This is a genomic window from Halobacillus trueperi, assembly GCF_003386945.1.
GTDB classification, from domain to species: Bacteria; Bacillota; Bacilli; order Bacillales; family Halobacillaceae; genus Halobacillus; species Halobacillus aidingensis.
Genome location: NZ_QUAE01000025.1, coordinates 1 through 19719 on the forward strand (window position 1 = coordinate 1; position 19719 = coordinate 19719).

Sequence of the window (19719 nt, forward strand, 5' to 3'; positions counted from 1 at the left end):
CTCATATATACTGTTTTTTACACTAAGGACTATTATATCTGAAAGGTTATACAAGGTAGTGTATAATCTTAAACTAACTTACTTGATAATTATTATCTTGCTATTATACGCATTTTATAGTACTTTTTATGTTTGGTCTATTTATAATACATTATTAGCTTTGTTAATCCTATTATTCATAATACTCTCTTATAGAAAACAAATATTTCCTATTATAAAAATATTAAGAGAGAAGAAATAGAAAGGGAGATTTAGTTGAAAAAGATATTGATAATCATTCCGTACTTTGGTAAATGGCCTAGCTGGTTTAATTTATATATAGAATCTTGTAAACACAACCCCTCAATAGATTGGTTATTTTTCACAGACTGTGATGAACCAGAAAATAAGGCAGAGAATGTAAAGTTTCATAAAATCACTTTTTCAGACTATAAAAAAATAGTCCAGAAAAGATTAATGATCAATTTCAATCCATCTAGCTCATACAAACTCTGTGACTTGAAGCCAGCTCTAGGATATATACATCAAGAATATTTATCGGGTTATGATTTTTTTGGGTATGGAGATATAGATTTAATATACGGAGATATCAAAAGCATCTATACTGATGATTTACTTAGTAAGTATGAAGTTCTCTCTACACATGAGAATTTTTTGAGTGGGCATTTTGCACTTTTAAAGAACACAAAGAAATATAGAGAGTACTTCAAGAAAGTAAAAAATTGGAGAGGAATACTAGAAAGTGATAAACACGTTGCGTTTGATGAATTTTATTTTGGGATAATGTTAGCTGGTAGGTATAGAATACTAAGCAAGATTTTGGGGAAGGAAAATCGTTTAATAGCAAACTTAAGAAGGCTTAGACATGCTAAAAAGAGATTTTTATTTCGAGAAGAGTACACAACTCCATATACTAGAATGCCCTGGATAGATGGTGAGGTTTGGGAGGACCATCCTACTGAATGGTATTGGCATAACGGTCAATTAACAAATGAGAAGAACGGGAATAAAAAATTCTTGTATTTTCATTTTATGAACTGGAAACCTAATAGTGTGCATTTAAGAGGTAAAAAGCCGATTTGGAGAGATATGAATGATATAATCTCAGGAAACTACGAGCAGTACACACAAGGATTTAAGATAAATAAGAATGGTTTTTTAGTCCTTTAAATAACAGGTTTATTCTATATAATATTGAAACTATATTTTGAGATCAATCAATCTCAAAAACAGTCTTTAATCAGATAACACACATATATTTTCATTATTAGATCTCTTCATTATTAGATCTCTTCATTAATAGTCGAGTTCCCCTTATTTACCTGGATGTCCATAGCAAAAGTTCAATGAGGTAAGTAGGATATTTATCGTGAAAAATGAGGAGGTAGAAGCTGGATTTTACCATTATCTCTCCTCCGCTCCTGATGTTAGAATACGTGTTGAAATTTTATTGGAGGGGTTATAGTGGAGTATCTTTTTGCATTCGCCAGCATTTTAGCTGTGGTAGGGATTTTTTTCGTCGGTAGTAAAATGTTTAATGACTTAGTGGAAGGAACGTTTTCTCAAGAGGAAATTCAAAAATCTCAGACGAGGTTCTTTATTACAGCTGCAATTGTAGAGGTAATCCCAATCTTTATCATTGCTTCAACTTATGTGAACCTTCTTGCTGGAGAGCTTGTGGATCTTCATTTGTATGTATCTATTGTTATCATCGTCGTTTTTTGGATGATCGGCCTGGCTAAACTGTACGTAAAAGGACGAGAAAGCATCTCTTTCAGTCCCGAGGAAAATCAATCACAGACAAAAGCCGTTATTTTTATTTCTCTGGCCTTTCTAAGCGGAATACCGATTGCCTCTATTATGATGTTACTTAATGTCTGATTTTGCGTTGGTGCTCATGGGAGATATATCAATAGATGCTTGCGGGTTCACACTAGAAAGATACTAATATCAGTTTTACTGCTCTATGTATTAGATTGTAAGAAGAGTACGTAACCCCAGAGGTTTTGACCTCTGGGGTTACGTACTTATGGGTTACCTTATAGAAAATTCAAATGTAGTACGAAGTTGAAACTTTTAGTTAACTGGATTTCTCCAGGACCAATTTCTCTTCCTTCGCTTTAGCAGTTAGTACACTCACAATACCCATGATCACAAAGGCCGCAGCTGCACTAAAGAACATAGCAATAAAGATATTTCCGATTAAGTTAAGAGTCGTAAAGGTGACATACAAGGAAGCACCCGTGACCACAGCCGCGATGGCTCCATAATGATTCGCTCGGTTCCAGAAATACCCGAGAGTAATAGGTGCAATGATTCCGGATATGATCGCTGAAAAGCTGAACTGAATCAGAAACGCCAGCGACTCTGGTCGTTCTAAGGAGAAGTAGAGGGACAGGAGTCCGACGATAATCAGGGATCCTTTTGCTACTTTCAACGATTTATTGTCCAATTCTTTTGCTGACATTTTTCTTGAAGTAAGGAACGGTGCGACAACACGGTACAAGTCGTTGCCGATACTTGTCGTGATTCCTAAATACAGGCTGTCGGTACTAGATAGAATTGCAGAGATGATCCCGACGATCATGATGGCTGCAATGACACTCGGGAAAGCCTCAATTACATAAGTCGGAATGGCCGCATCGGCACTTTGCAAGCTTGGAAAAAGGACACGGGCGGCGAGTCCGCCGAGAACCATCAACGTAGAAATGACGCATAGCACGAGCCCGGCGGATAGTGTGAATGGAGCCAGGTCTTCCTCTTTTTCGATTGACAGCACTTTGTTCAACAAGTGTGGCATCAATACGAAACTGAAGAGAAGGAACTGGACGGCCATAATGGCGAGCGCACTGTTATACGGACCGCCGTCGGCAATGGCTGCAGTCAGGTTTGTGGTCGGTGCCTGACCCCCATTGCGTTAGAGCGTTAAAGGATGGCGTAGTATCAACGGTTTGTTCGTGATACTACGCTTTTTTTATAGAATTAACATGTGTAAGTGTACATATATACATGTTTCGATTTGATTTTTGAAAGGACTAGTGTCTTCTTCAACCATAGCTATTATCTTTTGAACGGCTTCGGATTTGGTAGGTGCTTCTGTTTTGAAATGGGTGTGTTTCCATGTGGTTATAGCCATAGTAGGATTTTGGCCGAGGAGTTCTATATAAAGAGAAGGATTTGAAATTGGGAGGAGTAGATACTCTTTCTTTAGAGAATCAGTCATCAAATTCCTCCCCTGCGCTGTCCAATTTAATGGAAGGGATCAATTGTTTAGGGTGAACTTCCAGGGCATGAGCTAAATAGTAGAAGTTCGTGATGGACGGGTTTCTTCGCCCTCTTTCGATGCCACTAATATACGTAGGGTGCATGCCAGCTCGGTAAGCAAGTTCTTCTTGGGAAAGCCCTTGTTCCAACCTTAGTGTTCTTAATTGTTTTCCGACAGTTTTTTGAATGAGTTTATGAGGTATTGGTTTCATAAGAAAATCATCGTATGGAACGGGATGAACAACCATAGACGATGAGTCAAGTTGAAGGTTTATCATAAAAAAAGTGATTTTTTGTGTGAGATAAAGATGGAGAACGAACTTTAAGGATATAGGTTGCATCTGCTTACTGAGTGGAGAAGCATGGTAGGCATCTTTCATAAGCAGTGCCGCTGAATGGATGTTCGGAAGAGGCTGTATTTTTGCTTGGTTCCATAGAAACGGGGTATTAATAAGAAGATCACGAAATGGAGATTCAGGTTTAACGAACATGGTAAAATGAGAGTTATAAAGTTACCAGGGAGGCGGATGTATAGTGGGTTGTGAATGGTGTGAAAAGAGACAAGGAAACGTTCATACAGAAGCGGATGGCGAAAGCGTCAGCATTTGTATGACATGCTATAACCAAATGATTTCAGAAGAACTCGGCGTAGATCTCATCCATCATGAGGATGAAGTTTATTTAAAAGACGATAAGGGTGTCATACGTGAATTTTCTATCCAACAAAAGATAGATCCATTGGGGATATTTATCGTTGCGGAAGAAAAAAACGAATATGGATACAGCTTTTCCGTATTTGGTGAGCTCGGTGTAGATCAACATGCACTATTTCATAAGTTAATAGCTAAGGTTAAAAATGGAATCAGTACTTCATATGTGGAAGAAAGAAAATTTCCTAACGGTGAACTCTATCAAGCTCTCAAAGATGGTTCCTTTATGGGTCAAATAGAAGCAGGGGAAAAGCACGGAGAGCCTTTCATCATTATCGATGGAAAACCATACTCATGGCATGAGGTAGGAAGAATGCTTTATACCTATGAAGGGAGGTGAAAACTTATGAACCGACACAAGACATTGGGGAATAAGGTTGATGTATTTTGGAACCGGCAAAGTGTGAAACGAGTCATTCATCATACCACTGTTGGTTGTCAAAACAGTGGGCCCGTTTTACCGTGTTGACTAACTAGGCAAGATTGAATCAATAAGAGCAGCCCTCTACCCATTTCAGCATCGTTGTTTTTGATGCTGGGCTTTTTTTGTAGGTGAGACACCTGGTGTTGAGCTCTTGCTTTGATGAGGCTCCCTGGTATGACAGGTCAGCCTTTTGCGAAGCGGCAATGGAGATTGCAGCAAGTGGGGAACACCGCCTCTTAATGGAAGGGCCCCCAGGCTGTGGTAAAAGTTTACTTGCTGATACGTTCCGCTCCATTTTGCCACCATTATCGAAAGAAGCACAGCTAGAATGTTATGCCTCTATCAACTTTCTGGAGCGTCTTATTCCTCCTTTAATCTTCCTCCTTATCGCCATCCCCATCATTCTGCCTCCTCTGTTTCGGTTATTGGCGGAGGATCGAATCCTAAGCATGGAGAAGTATCGCTTGCTCATCGGGGCGTTCTTTTTTAGATGAACTTGGAGAATTCACGAAGAAGACGTTGGATATGTTGAGACAACCACTTGAAAATGGAATGATTACCATCAGTCGTGCTCACTCGACGGTCAATTTCCCCGCCCATTTTATCTTTATACAGAGAATGATGTATCTTCATAATAGAACTCCTCCATTTCATGAAGGACAGACCTGATTGAGATGAGGAAGCGCAAGAACCGTCCCTGCGCTTCCTTTTCACATATGGCGCAACTCGTCATCGAGTTGTGCTTTTTTGCTTACTACTTTTGGGGGAATATAATGGTGTACATAAGGTATATAAAATGGATCAAAGTCTGGTTGTTTAACGTTTATCGAATGGGCAATTAATGTGGGATTCTATTAACAAGAATAGAAGAAAATCTATTAATTACGAAGTTTCTCCTTTACTTATCTGAAAACCCTTTCTTTACGGGGGTCACCCACTCTATAATTAGGTAAATACTTATCTAGGTGGAGATGGTTATGAAGAAATGCTTCCTTCTGTTTTTCGGAAGTCTGCTGCTTTTATCCTCTTGCGATGAAAGTGAAATCTCTATGAATCAATCATATGAGGAGCCGGTGGTACTGGAGTTTTTCACACCGAAAGTGGAAACGGAAGAGGTTTTCAATCAATTAATCGAGAAGTTCGAGGAACAGCATCCGGACATTGAGGTGAGGCAAGTTGTCGTTCCGGGGGGAATGACGGTTTTGAAAACAAGAATAGCCAGGGGGGATACTCCTGATTTATTCATCACTTATCCGATTGAACAAGATTATCTCACCCGAGCACGAAAAGGGTATGTCATGGATCTTACTGATGAACCTTTCTTATCCCGGCTTGAACCAGCGATTCAAGAACGTTACTTGGTAGATGGCCGCATGTATGGGGCGGCTCTGACTCAAAATGCGGTTGGAGTACTGTATAATAAAGACCATTTTAAGGAAGCAGGTCTATCCACACCGGATACTTGGAGGGAGTGGGTGGAAGGAATGGAGCAATTGAAACAGAAAGGATATACGCCTTTACTGATGCCGAACAAAGATGTGGAACAAACGAGTGTGTTTACGTTGAACCTTGTTGCTGATGAATTTTCAGCATCGTATTGGAACAAGGATAAAGAGGATTTGGCGGCCGATAATCGTTGGAGAGAGAGTTCAAAGAAGATTTTATCAGTACTTTCCTATAGCCAACCCGGTTCCTTTGAGGATGGGTATTATGCCACAAATGAACGATTTGCCAAGGGAGAAGGCACGATGCTGGTGATGGGGACATGGGCTTTGCCGTTGATCGAGCGGATCAACCCAGATTTGAATTATGGCATCTTTCCTTTTCCGGCAGATGACTCGGCCAGCCATAATGTTCTTGGAGGGGTAGATATCGGCATTGCGATTTCTTCTGAAACTCCACATCCGAAGGAAGCGAAAACTTTTTTATCTTTTTTAACGGAGAAGGAACAAGCCTCCCGGTTATCGAGCTATGAAGGGTCGATTAGCACGATCAAAGGGGTGGAGGTGAATCGGCAGGAGATAGAAATCCTCCATAAGAAAATTCTTTCCGGCCAAACGGTCAATTGGCCGAACCATTATTGGGATGGGGGAACGGAAGCAGAAGAAGAGTATCGGAAACTCACGCTTCAATTCCTTATTGATCAGGATATCAACGTTTATTTAAACGATTTAGAAGAGATGTTCCAACGCTATGAAGCGGAATGAAGGTGGGTGCCCATGAGTTTCCGTAGAAAAATGTTATTCGCTTTTTTAGGTTTTGTACTGGTGCCCCTCCTTATATTGGGAGGTGTCTCCTACCAGATTTCTTCCTCGGCATTGAAGAAAAATATTAGTGAACAGACGGTACAGACATTACAGGCGGTCGACCGGAACTTGATGAATGAGGTTTCTGAGGTGAATTCATTCTCGGATTATGTGATGGCGACGAGGACGATCCAAACCTTTCTGGAAGTCAATGAACCAGCTTCCATTATTGATTTCTATAATCAACAGCAATCGATCGCCGGTATGATGTATGGAAATGTGCGGATTGATGATTTTGTTATTTATAGCAAAAACGGTAGACAGCTACACTTGAAGAACTCTCCCGTCCCCACGTTTCAAGGGTTGCTCGACAGCCCATTTTATGTTGAAATGGTCGCCCAAGGAGGTCGCCCGGTATGGCTGCCTCCAACTGAAAATCGAGAATGGACAAGTGGAGAAGAACCGCTCCTCACACAGGGGCGCGTAATCAAGGATCCTCAGACGTTAGAGAACATTGGTTACTTAGTGATGAACATGAAGATTCGGTTGTTTGATGATATTTTTGATCAGGTCAGCATGAATCCCTCTCAAGAATTTATCGTAAATCAAACCGGGAGCATCCTTTATTCGGCAAATCATGAAAAAATCGGACAGGAACTGGCTATGGACATATCCTCTTTTTCCTCCCGGGAAAGCAGGTATGTGCTGACAGACTGGGAGGGACAAAAAAGCTTAGTGACTACGATTCCGTCCCAGTTTCAAACGATGGGATCGGAAGATCTCTTACTTGTATCCATCAAGCCTTGGGACGTGTTAGCTGGTGATATGATTCATATCCGTAATACAACCATCTTCCTTTCTGTCGCTGCGATTCTCATCGCCCTGTTATTCAACATCTTCTATTTACGGCGCATCTCCCAGTTCATTCAGGAATCATTGGCGAGCATGAAGCAGGTGGAACAAGGGTCGCTCCAGGTGCGGATGAAGTCCTTCAAATTGAAAGAGCTGAAGGCTATTTCGACAGGGTTCAATCACATGATTGAACGGATTCGCGGGCTGGTAGAGGATGTTAAGAAAGAGCAGATTGATAAACGGGAGGCACAGTTTCAAGTCCTTCAAGAACAGATTAACCCCCACTTTCTTTATAATACCCTTGAATCGATCAATGCGTTGGCTGCCATGAATGGTCAGAAGGAAATTAGTAAGATCACCATCAACTTAGGGAAGCTGCTGCGAATCAGTATCAATGGGGATTATGAAGTCATGGTAAAAGATGAGCTCAGGCATGTCGTCAGCTACCTTGAAATCCAGAAAATTCGTTATGATCATGCCTTCCAGTTTCATGTCGAGATAGATGAGGACTTAGAGAAGGCTTACGTACTGAAACTTATTTTGCAACCTTTAGTGGAAAACAGCCTTTTGCATGCGTTCGATTCCAAAGACACTGGAATGATTGCTATTAAAGGATATAGAAAGGGAAACGATGTTGTCATTCAAATCGAGGATAATGGAAATGGGATGCCTCTGGAAATCCTAGAAAGCTTGAATGGAGTTGGCGAAGCTAAACTCGGACACGGGATAATGAATGTTCAAAAGCGTTTACAGCTTTATTATGGAAAAGCTTATGGGTTGATTGTCTGTTCCGATTCCTTGCACGGGACAATCATTAAAATCAAATTTCCTTTAAAGGGTGAAAAGGATGACGTTTAAAGTAGTGATTGCGGATGACGAACCTTTGATATTGAAAAATCTGAATGGGATCATTGATTGGGGAAGATTGGATTGTGAAGTTATCGCTTGTGTGAAAAATGGGAAAGAAATTTTGGCAACATTGCAGCAACATCACGTCGATCTTTTACTCACGGATATTTCCATGCCGGAAAAAACAGGATTAGAAGTATTGAAAGAAATTCACAAATGGCCATCATCGCCGCTGTCAATCTTACTAAGCGGGTATGATGAATTCTCCTATGCTCGTGAAGGATTGAAGTATAATGCTTTGGACTACTTTTTGAAGCCGATCGATTATAATGAGCTGGAAATGTGTATAACTCAGGCCATCACAATCATTAAGGAAAAGAGAGAACAATCCTATGATCAAAAAAAGCAGTGGATTTATGATCAAATTACTTCAGGGACCGATGCACCAGTAAAGGAACCTTTATATTCTTATGTCGCGCTCCTGGTATGGCACCCTCACAGGAAGGAAGAGGAAGGATTACAGGATCTTCGAGCTTTTCTGGGTGAGTGGAAAGGGGAGTTTTTCCTTTATCCGTGGAGCGGTAAGAAGGCCATGCTTGTTCTACAGTTGGAAGAGTCCGTGGACATCGGAAAGAACGTAAGCCTTTTCGCTGAAAAAGGGGCTCAGATTATAGAAGGCAGTGTCTGGACTGTCGGCAGCGTTGTGGAAGGGTTGAATTCCTGTAAGGCTTCTTCCGATGAGGCAAAGGAATTAGCTTCACTAGCCTCTTTTACAAATATGAAAGTGATTACAAAAGAGCTGGTTGAACATATTTATACCCCAAAAGCGAGTGCGGCGGAAGCGATCAATCAAGCGACAACGTTCATCAAACACAACTTCCAAGAGGATTTGAGTATCGAGCAAGTTGCAAATCAAGTCGGAATCAGTGTTAGCTATTTCAGTCAGCTATTCAAACAAAAAGAAGGTGTGACTTTTCTTGAATATGTAAGAAAGGAACGAGTAAAGTATGCCTGTACGTTTTTGAGAAATTCGGATTTAGAAACCTATCGGATTGCTGAAAAAGTCGGCTATACCGATCAGCGTTACTTCAGCCAAGTGTTCAAAAAGACGATGAACATGACCCCGAGCCAATATCGGAAGCAGTACCAATAAGAAAAAACAGCTGTTCTGTAGAGGACAGCTGTTTTTTGTGGTCTAAGAAATTAAAAGTTCAAGCAGTGAATGCAACACCAATAAAGACTCAAGTGATTTGAAACACACGAAACGCCTAAGTAATCCGACTTTTAGAGGTGCTTAATTCGGATTGCTTATGATGTATGGCTGTAAATCTATTCAGTAGAAATTTAAACATTCATCATAGATATACCTCATTATAAAAGCGCTTTCATTAATTTACGATAGATACATGGAAGCGATTTACTAATAAAGGGAGGGGTTCATGAATGAAAAAATTTTCTTTAGGAATCATGTTTCTGTTGTTTATGGGAGTGTTGATCGGGTGTAGTTCAAGTGAAGAAGCATCAGGGGAAGACGGAGGAGAGGTCAAGCTTTCCTTATGGCATCCAGAGGGGGATACGAGTGAGGCTTATAAGGAAATTATCAAGGAGTTCAATAAGGAATACGAAGGTGAAATAGAGGCAGAAATGACCTTTATCCCACGTGGAAACAAATACGCCTATGAAGATAAAGTGTCGGCAGGAGCGACGAGTAACACATTACCGGATCTTCTGGCCCTGGATGGTCCTAATGTAGCGAACTATGCAGATTCTGGAATTATCCAGCCAATCGATGGACTGGTGGAAAATCAAGACGATTTCGTCGATTCCATCATCCAACAGGGTACGTTTGAAGATCAGTTGTACACGGTCGGACCGACAGAATCGACGGTCGCTTTATTCTACAATGCAGATATGTTGAGCGAAGCGGGGATTGAACCGCCGAAAGCAGGAGAGGAAGCTTGGACATGGGAAGAGTTTTATGAAGCTGCTAAACAGCTGACAGATAAAGAAAAAGACATCTATGGTGTCAATTGGACACTTGATTATGGAGAATGGATCATTTACTTCACAGGACCTGCGGTATGGAGCAATGGCGGAAGCTACATCGCGGAAGATGGCTCAGCCGCTGATGGGTATGTCAATGGACCAGAAGCTGTCGAAGCGCTTGAGTATTTGCAAAAGTTCACGGAAGAAGGGCTGGTTAATTTGCAGCCGACGCCGACCGAATTTGAAGACGGAAAAGCAGCGATGATGCTGATGGGTTCCTGGGAGTGGTCGAAGTTGCAGGACTATCCTGATACCGAGTGGGGCATCACTTATTATCCGAAAAGCCCAGACGGTGAGCAGGTTTCTCCTTCAGGTGATTGGAACTGGGGAATCTCAACAAGCACTCAGCACAAAGAAGAAGCTGCTACATTGTTGAATTATATGATGGACAAAGAAAATGTCGTGAAGATTTCAGAAGTGGAGAACAAACCGGCAGCCCGCCATTCTTCTTTTGAAATGATTGAGGAATGGGAGCAAGAACCTTTGAATGTATTGAAAGATCAGGTGCTGAATAGTGCCCACCCGCGTCCGACCACTCCATCTTACCCAGTACTTAGTACGAAGTACGGGCAAGCAGTACAGAATATTTTCCTCGGAGGAGATGTCCAGGAAGAGTTGGACAAAGTAGCTGAAGAAGTAGAAAAGGATATGCAGCGTAAAGGTCAATAAAGGAATGATGGGAATGGGGGGACGAGGCCTCTTGTTCCTGTCTGCCTTCCTTCCAATACATGTATAGGTGGTGACTCACGTGGAATGGTTGTTGAGTAGAATTCAAGGAGGAAAAACTGTTCGCCTCTCACTGACTTATGGTCAGCAGAAAAAGTGGTTGGGTTTCTTGTTCTCTGTGCCCGCTCTTGTGTTACTTTTTACTTTTCTTATATTACCTGTCGGATTGGCTTTCGTTTACAGCTTTATGGAATACAACATGTTGAACCCACAAGGGAAGACGTTCACAGGTCTAAGCAACTATGCCCGTTTGTTTCAGGATGCAATTTTCTTTACAGCGTTGAAGAATACCTTATATTTTTCTGTGCTCGTCGTGCCCTTACAGTGTGCCGTGGCTCTTGGTTTAGCTATTCTTGTGAATAAAAAAGTGAAAACCGCAGTCATCGGACGGGTCTTTTTCTTCAGTCCTGTGGTGACATCCATGGTGGTAGTCGCGATTTTGTGGACGTTCCTATATAACGTCGACAGCGGTTTGATCAATAGTGCACTGAATTTCTTCGGTATCCCGAATCAACCTTTCCTGCTGAGTGAAGCGCAGGCAATGAATTCGATTATCTTTATGTCCGTATGGCAGGGTGCAGGGTTTCAGATGATGATATTTCTCGCTGGTCTAAAAGATGTGCCAGAGACTTTATATGAAGCTGCTGATATCGACGGAGCTAATGCCTGGCAAAAGTTCTGGAATGTTACGTTGCCTTCTTTAAAGAATGTGACGGGGTTCGTCTTGATGATCACGACGATTCAGGCCTTCCGATTATTCATCCAACCTTACGTTATGACTAATGGAGGACCGAGTGATTCGACGAAAACCCTTGTCTTTATGCTTTATGAAAATGGCTTTCAGTTCAGGGATGTCGGCTATTCCTCTGCGATAGCGGTTGTGTTCTTCCTTGTTGTGCTGAGTGTATCGCTGATTTTGAAGAAAGTCTTGAACCAATAGGAGGGAAGATGGATGAATCGAATATGGAAAAAACGTATGAACAAACTGGGAGTCTCCCTTGTTATTGTCCTGCTGGGTCTTTTATTCATATCCCCTCTTCTTTGGATGATTGTTGCCTCATTAAAACCAGAAACGCTGATCTTCAAAGACATGGGACTGGAGTCGTTTTTACCGAAGCAAGCAAGCTTTGAAAACTATTTAGCAATCTTATTCACTGACAGTGTGAACTTCTTAAAATATATGTGGAACAGTTTGTTCTCCGTTGGAATGATTGTCATACTCGGAACAGTCGTCAATTCGTTATGTGCTTATGCCCTGGTCAAGCTCAAGTTTCCGGGAAGCGGGTTCATTTTAGTCGTCATTATCGCTCTTTATGTCGTTCCTTTTGAAAGTGTCTTGATCCCCTTGTATGTTGTGGTAAACAGCTTTGGGTGGATCAATGAATTTCCGTCTTTGATCATGCCTTTCATTGCAGAAGCGTTTAGCATCTTCTTATTCATTCAATTCTTCAAAGGAATCCCGAATGAACTGGAGGAAGCGGCACAGATTGATGGTGCAAATCCGTTCCAGGTTTTTTGGAAAATTGTCGTTCCAAACTCGAAGCCTGTGTTTGCGACCGCTGCGATTTTATCCTTTGTGACCCACTGGAGTGACTTCATGTGGCCGTTGATTGTCGCGACAGATGAGTCGATTCGCACGGTTCAGGTAGGAATCCAGTACTTGTTTACAGATAACAACATTGAATATGGTCAGATCATGGCTGCCTTGACGTTAACGACTATCCCTGTTGTATTGATATTTATCTTCTTCCAGCGTTACTACGTACAGGGAATCACATCAAGCGGTGTGAAAGGATAACAAAAGGAGGATGTAAAAGATGGAAAAACAACTTTATCGACCGCATTTTCATTTCATCCCAGAATCAAACTGGATCAATGACCCGAACGGATTATGTTATTTAGAAGGAGAATACCACTTATTCTACCAACATCATCCAAAAAGCAAAGTTTGGGGACCGATGCATTGGGGACATGCTGTCAGCCGGGATCTTCTTCATTGGGAACACCTGCCGATCGCCTTATATCCTGATGAGAATGGCCAAATTTTTTCAGGAAGTGCCGTGGTGGATGAGGAAAATACCAGCGGCTTGCAGGAAGGCGAAACACCTGTGATGATCGCCCTGTTCACCCATCATCAGGAAGGGCACGAAACCCAGAGCATCGCTTATTCCAAAGATAAAGGGCGCTCGTGGACGAAGTATCCTCATAACCCTGTCATTGAAAATCCGGGATTGAAAGACTTTCGCGATCCAAAGATGTTTCGCTATGAGGACGTATGGATGATGATTCTTGCATGTGGGGATCACATTCGTTTTTATCAATCGGAAAATCTGCTGGACTGGGCATATGTCTCCTCGTTTGGTCAAGCGTATGGAACCCACGGTGGTGTATGGGAATGTCCAGATCTGATTCGTTTTCAAACGGAAGAGGGAGGAAAATGGGTGCTGATCGTCAGCATCAATCCTGGAGGACCTAACGGAGGCTCTGCCATCCAGTACTTCACAGGTGACTTTGATGGGAAAGTCTTTCATTGTGATCAACCGAAAGAACAAGTGAAATGGGCTGATTTTGGAAGAGATTTCTATGCCGCGGTTACGTGGAGCAATCTTTCTTATCCCCTATGGATTGGGTGGATGAGTAATTGGCAGTATGCGAACGAAGTCCCTACACATCCCTTCCGCGGGTCGATGTCCAGTCCGCGCAAACTTTCTCTCCGAAAAGTGGAAGGCGACTACCAACTCGTTCAAGAACCGGTAGACGTATCCCCGTTGGCAGAAAGGACAGAATCCAAGTCTCTTCATTTGGTAGCAGCAGAAACTGCTTCTCACAAACTATCAAAGCAAAGCCATGTAATCATTGATTACGAGTATCCTTCTGTTCCATTTGAGCTTTCTATAAAAGGAGAAGGAGAAAAAGTAACAATGAAATTTGATCCATCCACAAGTAATTTTTCTTTAGACCGGACAGAGGTGAAGAATACCCAGTTTTCTGAGCATTTTGCCAGTGTCGATTCGATTTCTTTAAAGCATATGGAAGATATGGAGTTGATCATAGATGAGTGCTCGGTGGAAATCTTCCTCAATCAAGGGACAATCGTAATGACAGAGCTTTTCTATATGGATACAGAGTTGTTTACGCTGGAGTGGGAAGCCGGAGATTCAGAAATTAAGGTTGATTATCAAGTACAGGAATTATCCACCGCTCTTCAGAAGGCGGAGAAATCATAAGAAGGAGCGAGTAACATGTTCGGAATAGACGGAAAAGCTGCGAATTTCGTGAAGACGATCTCCAATATGATTGTGCTGAATCTTCTATGGGTAATCGGCTGTTTACCAATCATCACCATCGGTCCTTCTACCGCCGCTATGGTCTATGTCATCCGCAGTTGGAAAGTCGACCAAGAAGACAGTGTATGCAGAAATTACTTTCGTAGTTTACGAAGCTATATAAAAACCGGGTGGATTGTAACGGCCTGGTTTCTAGTAGGTTTCGTATTAGTACTGGATACTCTCTTTTTCTTGCAGATGGAAGGCATAGTTAAACTTGTCCTCTCATCCATTATAGGAGTGGCATTTATCCTTTTCGTTTTAACCACCACATTTCTCTTACCCATATTCGTTCATTTTGAGATACGTGGCTGGGAACTGATCAAACACTCATTTGTTCAGGCATTCGTAGATGGTTCGACCTCGTTCGGCGTTATGCTTTTGTGGCTGGCGGCTGGAACAATGGTCTATGTTATGCCAGTCTTAATGTTTTTTCTAGTCGTTCCGGTGTGTATGCTCACTTTCCGTTTTTGTTTGCAGTCCTTTGAGAAATTTGGGAATAAAGTAAATTTGGAAGTAAGATGACGGTTAATAAGAGATCTTTCGCTTAGTTGAGTGGAGGATCTTTTTTTGTGAGTGCCTGACCACCGCTACGTTAGAGCGCTAAAGGGTGGCAATGTTAACACTCTATCCATGTTTGTCTATTACTTCATAGGCTGTTATGTTCGTGGTAGATTCTGTTGTGTAATCAATTTTTCTGTTGGTAAAAGAGAACGGCTATGTTGAATTATCATCAATTGAAGCACCCTATCAAACTAAGTCATTTGTTTCAGATCGCTTATAAACCCTACGAATATATGAATAGTTTGGAATTTTTTCCTTTATTTATAGTACAATTAAGTTAGTAAAAAATTGTAAGGAGGAATGTGAACGTATGAAGAAACTTTTGACTTTGGTATTCTCTCTTTCGATTCTCTTTTCTCTTTCCATTACAAGTGTTAGTGCTGCTGAGACTTTTCCGGAATTGGATAAGGTAAGCTGGGCAAAGGATGAAATACTATATCTGAATGAAGAGGGGATTGTTTACGGATTTCCGGATGGTACATTCCGTCCGATGAACAATGTGACACGTGCAGAGGTAGCAGTCATGCTTATACGTGATCTTTACCCAAATCAGACCCATGAAGGGGACATACCATTCGATGATGTATCCAAAGATGCTTATTATTCTGATGAAGTAGGGGTCGCCTATGAAGAAGGAATCATCAAAGGTTACCACGGAAATATGAGACCAAAAGATCCAATCACCCGTGCAGAAGCAGTCGCTATGGTTGATCGTGCCTACAACATACAAAGAAATGGAGAAGTCGATGGTTTTCCTGATGCTGAAGATGTTCCATGGGCAACCGAGAGCATCCTTGATCTGACCTCCCAGCAGATCATCCATGGGAAGCCTGATGGCACGTTTGCTCCTTTAGAAGATATTACGCGTGCGGAATTCGCCAGAGTGCTGGCTGCAACCATTGATCCTTCCTTCCGATCTGACCATTTGAGTGAGAATGAAATCGCTCAAAAAACAGAAACTTTGCAGGAAGAAGTTTTTACAATTTTATACGATGATTTAAGGGAATACGGTGCAGATAGCGAAGACCGTGATTATCAAAGAATTGAAGACGAAATGGCTGAGTATATAACGAGTGACTTCAACGAAGAAGTCGAAGAAACCTATTATGAAGCATGCTTAAGCTGTGATACCTTATACTATGACAATAACTTCGCTTGGGACATTCATATGAATGTGATGGAGAATAACAGTGATAAGGTCATTGTTGAAACGGCACAGCTGCAAGCGTTCACATACACGGGTTCATTTAAAACCATTACTCTCATCAAAGAAGATGGCAAGTGGAAGCTGGATGCGATTGACAGTGAAGTTTTTGACGCTGATCGCCACCTCGATCTGACCGTAGAACAGGCCGAGCAGAGAATTTATGATCAGTTTAAAGTAACTGATGTCACTTACCTGCACACGTATGAGAAAGAAACACAGGATTATGATGGAGATTCTTATACTACCGAAATCCATGTGTTCAAGAACAACGAAGATGGTGCTGAATTTGAAGTGGATGCATCAACGGGCGGGACTGACATCTAAGTCATTAATAAAAATGAAAGAGGTTGGGACAAAACTCAGTCTATTAAACAAAGAAGAACCCTACGAACCAAATTGGTTGTAGGGTTCTTCATTTTATGTTGTTATTTCTCATTTGAGTTAAGTGGAACTGGCCCTGCGCATACAAATGAAAAACCGCTCCAAAGCCTCTTATCTTTGGAGCGGTTTTGAAGGTCGGTGCCTGCGCAGTTACACATATACAAGCTATAAAAAAGAGCGTAGTATCACCTAAAAACCTTTAATACTACGCCATCCTTTAACACTCTAACGCAGCGGGGGGGCATATATACATATAAATTTGGAACGATAACGGTATCTGTTAGACTCTTATTCAATTATTTTTTCATTCAATCCCCGTCTTTTCTTCTAATAGGATCGTCTAATTGTTAGCGGGGGAAGGCTTTTTTATTTAATTGGGTACATTGGAGTAATACACTACATAAGGTTGGGGAAATAAGCTGTCATTTTGCTATGACTTTGTCTCAACAAATAAAAATGGAAAGAAGAAACGCTTGAAGAAAGGGCTGCTTCGTTCAAGTGACTGTAAAGAATTCGTAGTTAAAAAAACTTCATAGAAAAGGAAGGAAACGAAGAAGTTAGTTGCACGTGCTGGTTGAATGATGAACGATCATAAAACACGCATACCAATAAAATTTTAAAATCAACGAAGGCGCATTGTTAAACGACTTATTTGCGTTTTTACACTGGAAATAAACAATCAAAGGAGACGGGGAACTATATGGCGGAAAAAATTCTGAAGTGGTCATTGTATTCGTTAGGAGCAGTATCTCTTATTGTAATTGGGGCAATTGTTTGGGTTGTTTTTTCAGGATTTCAAACAGAAGGTAATTCCATTTCGAAAGAACAAGAACAGATTATGAAGGAGGTCAACGAACCAACGGAACAAAAAGAAATAAAAGCAGTTGAAGAAGACGGTATTCCTTCTGAACGTTCTTTTAGGCAGGAAATACACGAAATGACACATCAAAAGGTTCGAGCAAACGAAAAGCACGGAAGCCAACAAATGACGTCGGAACAAATTGACCGTATGCTTGGAATATTGAAGTCAGTTGAAGAGACCGAAGACCATTACGAACATTTCGATTTTTACAAGCAGTCGTTGGAAGCATGGGATAAAGGTGACTTCTCCAATGCCGTAACTGTCCACAATACCATATGGGAATGGCAGAACGGAACGATTGGAAGGGCAACGGGGCTTATGAGTAAAGAAGAAGAACGTGAATATATTGAGCGGAATTTCTAACAAACGACTCTTTAGAAAAAACTTTTTTTCAAATAAAAAACCGCTCCAAAGCATAGTAGCTTTGGAGCGGTTTTGGAGTACGTTAATAAAGCAGTAATTCATCTTCCTCTTGGGACTGTATGTCGTAAATCTTCCATGTTCCATCTTCCTTATAGAAGCGGTAGGTCCCAACCTCAGAGACGGAGGAAGTCCAAACATTACTTCCGTTTCGTTCATATGGGAAAGTGACCGTTCTTTCCATTTCCCCCTGGGTAATCTTCACATCAGCGAATCGATTGGAAATATGAACTGCATATCCTTGTTTCGGAGTAGTAATATCATACTCCACTGAAGTTCCATCTTCCATTCCTTTGATATCGTATGAAATACTGATCGATTGCATCGCTTCATAATATCCAGTCGTCCGATCTTGTGTCGCTTTTAATTTTTCATAATCCTTTGTTTCAAGAGCAGACGTCCATTCTTCGGATAATTGGTGAATGAGGTTCACCAGATATTCTTCCGTAGGAGCATTCCTTTGTTCTTTGTCTAACGCACGCTTGATCAGCACAATGGATTCCGCACGGTTAGCGTTTCGATTTGGTTTGAATTCTGTCGTGGATACCCCGTGAATAATACCGACTTTACTCGCCTGATTAATCGCATCTAATGCCCAGTGCTGAGATACGTCTTCAAACCTTTTGGCAGATCCTTTAGAAAAGTCAATACTGTCTTCCATTGCTCGAATAACGATGGAAGCAATTTCTGCACGAGTAATGGGACGGTTTGGTTCAAACATATTTTCTCCCATCCCATAAACGAGTCCATGGGAAGAAGCAATACGGACGCTTTCTTCAAACCACTTTCCTTTAATATCTTTAAAATCCGTTCCACCCTCTACTTTCTTCAGGTCTAAGGCACGATTCAAAATAGCTACGAACTCTGCGCGCGTAATCGACTGGTATGGGCGGATTTCTCTTCTACCATCCGACAATTCATACCCCTCAACAAGAGAAGCTTTCGCAAACTGGTCCAGTTCTTCATAAGCCCAATGCCCTTCAATATCGACCGGTTCAAATGGATAAGCATGAATTTGGAGATTAGGAATTAAAAAGAAAACCATAACAACAGACGTCATAAACATTAATTTTTTCAAAACATTCATCCTTTATATTATTTTTGAAAGGGCTCTGACTCCCCAATAAAGGAGAGGACTGGGATTCAACGAGTGCTTTCATTGATATATTCATAGATACTATTAATTATTTAAGGAACAGCGACAACAATAGTTTGATATGTAAAGGTAAAAGTACTAAAAAATGACAAGAAGAGCCACGCATCAGATTAGCACAATCATCGCACTTTTACAATCCTTCGTTCCCGAAGTTGACATCTTCGGTATCCACAACATTTAGAGGTGATTTTACGTTGTTTTTATATAGAATTTATATGCTTAATTTCCCCCTATCATTGAAACTTTTTCCATCCTGCAATCGACTTATTGGAGTGTAAGGGATTAAATTGTAAGTTTATCCGATATGGCAGAAAGTTGGAAGGGGAGATGGAGAGGTTAACTTGATCGCCCCTATGAACAGCTTTTTGAAATCATTTATACCTTGGACTAATTAAACAGTGAGAGCAATGAAAGCATAGAGCTTAAGTAAGAGAGAATTGAATCTTTTTGAAAAGGTTATGACCTTGAACAGTGGGGATTAACAAATTTTTGAGGAGTACGTAATAAGGAACACAAATCTTTTTAATCGTGAGTATTGGTCCTCGTACATAGTGGATCTAAATTACGAAACGAAAGGTATAGTGGCTAATAACATTAAGAACGAAGGTGAGAGGTTGGTTATGAAACCACTTATAGGGATACTGCTTATTATGGTGATTGTAGGTTGCTCTGCGGTTGGGTAATCA

Annotated in this window: 16 protein-coding genes and 1 pseudogene; 14 read left to right on the plus strand and 3 right to left on the minus strand. The window is 41.2% G+C overall.

Annotated features, from left to right (window positions below; translation table 11 throughout):
* Positions 1-255: 255 nt before the first annotated feature.
* Together DYE48_RS18560 and DYE48_RS18565 are read left to right on the plus strand one after the other, a co-directional pair.
* Complete coding sequence (locus DYE48_RS18560) at positions 256-1170, plus strand: DUF6625 family protein (RefSeq protein ID WP_115824864.1); 915 nt, start codon at positions 256-258, stop codon at positions 1168-1170.
* Between the two features lie 294 nt (positions 1171-1464).
* Positions 1465-1881, plus strand: coding sequence for a hypothetical protein (locus tag DYE48_RS18565; RefSeq protein WP_115824865.1), 417 nt, complete (start codon positions 1465-1467; stop codon positions 1879-1881).
* A gap of 199 nt (positions 1882-2080) precedes the next feature.
* Here DYE48_RS18565 and DYE48_RS18570 read toward each other — a convergent pair whose 3' ends face one another.
* Together DYE48_RS18570 and DYE48_RS18580 are read right to left on the minus strand one after the other, a co-directional pair.
* The gene (locus DYE48_RS18570) at positions 2081-2836 is read right to left on the minus strand and encodes a sodium:solute symporter family transporter (protein WP_115824866.1); all 756 of its coding nucleotides are present in this window, start codon (positions 2834-2836) and stop codon (positions 2081-2083) included.
* 379 nt (positions 2837-3215) lie between these two features.
* Positions 3216-3476 carry a helix-turn-helix domain-containing protein gene (locus DYE48_RS18580; protein WP_115824895.1) on the minus strand — a complete coding sequence of 87 codons (261 nt, stop codon included), beginning with the start codon at positions 3474-3476 and terminating at the stop codon, positions 3216-3218.
* A 322-nt stretch (positions 3477-3798) separates the two neighbouring features.
* Here DYE48_RS18580 and DYE48_RS18585 point away from each other — a divergent pair, with 322 nt between their 5' ends.
* The 12 genes and pseudogenes from DYE48_RS18585 to DYE48_RS18640 all read left to right on the plus strand — a co-directional run bounded on the left by DYE48_RS18585 (position 3799) and on the right by DYE48_RS18640 (position 17820).
* The gene (locus DYE48_RS18585) at positions 3799-4314 is read left to right on the plus strand and encodes a DUF7686 domain-containing protein (protein ID WP_115824868.1); all 516 of its coding nucleotides are present in this window, start codon (positions 3799-3801) and stop codon (positions 4312-4314) included.
* A 284-nt stretch (positions 4315-4598) separates the two neighbouring features.
* A pseudogene (locus DYE48_RS18590) lies at positions 4599-5019 on the plus strand (ATP-binding protein); the annotation flags it as partial.
* A 356-nt stretch (positions 5020-5375) separates the two neighbouring features.
* Positions 5376-6605 (plus strand): ABC transporter substrate-binding protein, encoded by a 1230-nt coding sequence (locus DYE48_RS18595; RefSeq protein WP_167449549.1) that lies wholly within the window; start codon positions 5376-5378, stop codon positions 6603-6605.
* Between the two features lie 12 nt (positions 6606-6617).
* Positions 6618-8354 carry a cache domain-containing sensor histidine kinase gene (locus DYE48_RS18600; protein ID WP_115824870.1) on the plus strand — a complete coding sequence of 579 codons (1737 nt, stop codon included), beginning with the start codon at positions 6618-6620 and terminating at the stop codon, positions 8352-8354.
* Positions 8344-9498 carry a response regulator transcription factor gene (locus DYE48_RS18605; RefSeq protein ID WP_115824871.1) on the plus strand — a complete coding sequence of 385 codons (1155 nt, stop codon included), beginning with the start codon at positions 8344-8346 and terminating at the stop codon, positions 9496-9498. The genes DYE48_RS18600 and DYE48_RS18605 overlap by 11 nt, the downstream gene beginning before the upstream one ends.
* Before the next feature lie 290 nt (positions 9499-9788).
* The gene (locus DYE48_RS18610; protein ID WP_115824872.1) at positions 9789-11060 is read left to right on the plus strand and encodes an ABC transporter substrate-binding protein; all 1272 of its coding nucleotides are present in this window, start codon (positions 9789-9791) and stop codon (positions 11058-11060) included.
* 79 nt (positions 11061-11139) lie between these two features.
* Positions 11140-12057, plus strand: a complete 918-nt coding sequence (locus tag DYE48_RS18615; RefSeq protein ID WP_244199478.1) for a carbohydrate ABC transporter permease — start codon at positions 11140-11142, stop codon at positions 12055-12057.
* A gap of 12 nt (positions 12058-12069) precedes the next feature.
* Positions 12070-12915, plus strand: a complete 846-nt coding sequence (locus DYE48_RS18620) for a carbohydrate ABC transporter permease (protein WP_115824873.1) — start codon at positions 12070-12072, stop codon at positions 12913-12915.
* A 19-nt stretch (positions 12916-12934) separates the two neighbouring features.
* Complete coding sequence (locus tag DYE48_RS18625; RefSeq protein ID WP_115824874.1) at positions 12935-14344, plus strand: glycoside hydrolase family 32 protein; 1410 nt, start codon at positions 12935-12937, stop codon at positions 14342-14344.
* Positions 14345-14359: 15 nt separating this feature from the next.
* Positions 14360-14968, plus strand: a complete 609-nt coding sequence (locus DYE48_RS18630; RefSeq protein WP_115824875.1) for a YesL family protein — start codon at positions 14360-14362, stop codon at positions 14966-14968.
* A gap of 349 nt (positions 14969-15317) precedes the next feature.
* Complete coding sequence (locus DYE48_RS18635; RefSeq protein ID WP_115824876.1) at positions 15318-16538, plus strand: S-layer homology domain-containing protein; 1221 nt, start codon at positions 15318-15320, stop codon at positions 16536-16538.
* A 757-nt stretch (positions 16539-17295) separates the two neighbouring features.
* Positions 17296-17820, plus strand: coding sequence for a DUF6241 domain-containing protein (locus DYE48_RS18640; RefSeq protein WP_115824877.1), 525 nt, complete (start codon positions 17296-17298; stop codon positions 17818-17820).
* An 82-nt stretch (positions 17821-17902) separates the two neighbouring features.
* On the opposite strand, the gene DYE48_RS18645 is transcribed toward DYE48_RS18640, so the two are convergent.
* Entirely contained in the window at positions 17903-18955 is a 1053-nt protein-coding gene (locus tag DYE48_RS18645; RefSeq protein WP_167449550.1) for an S-layer homology domain-containing protein, read from the minus strand.
* Positions 18956-19719: the final 764 nt, after the last annotated feature.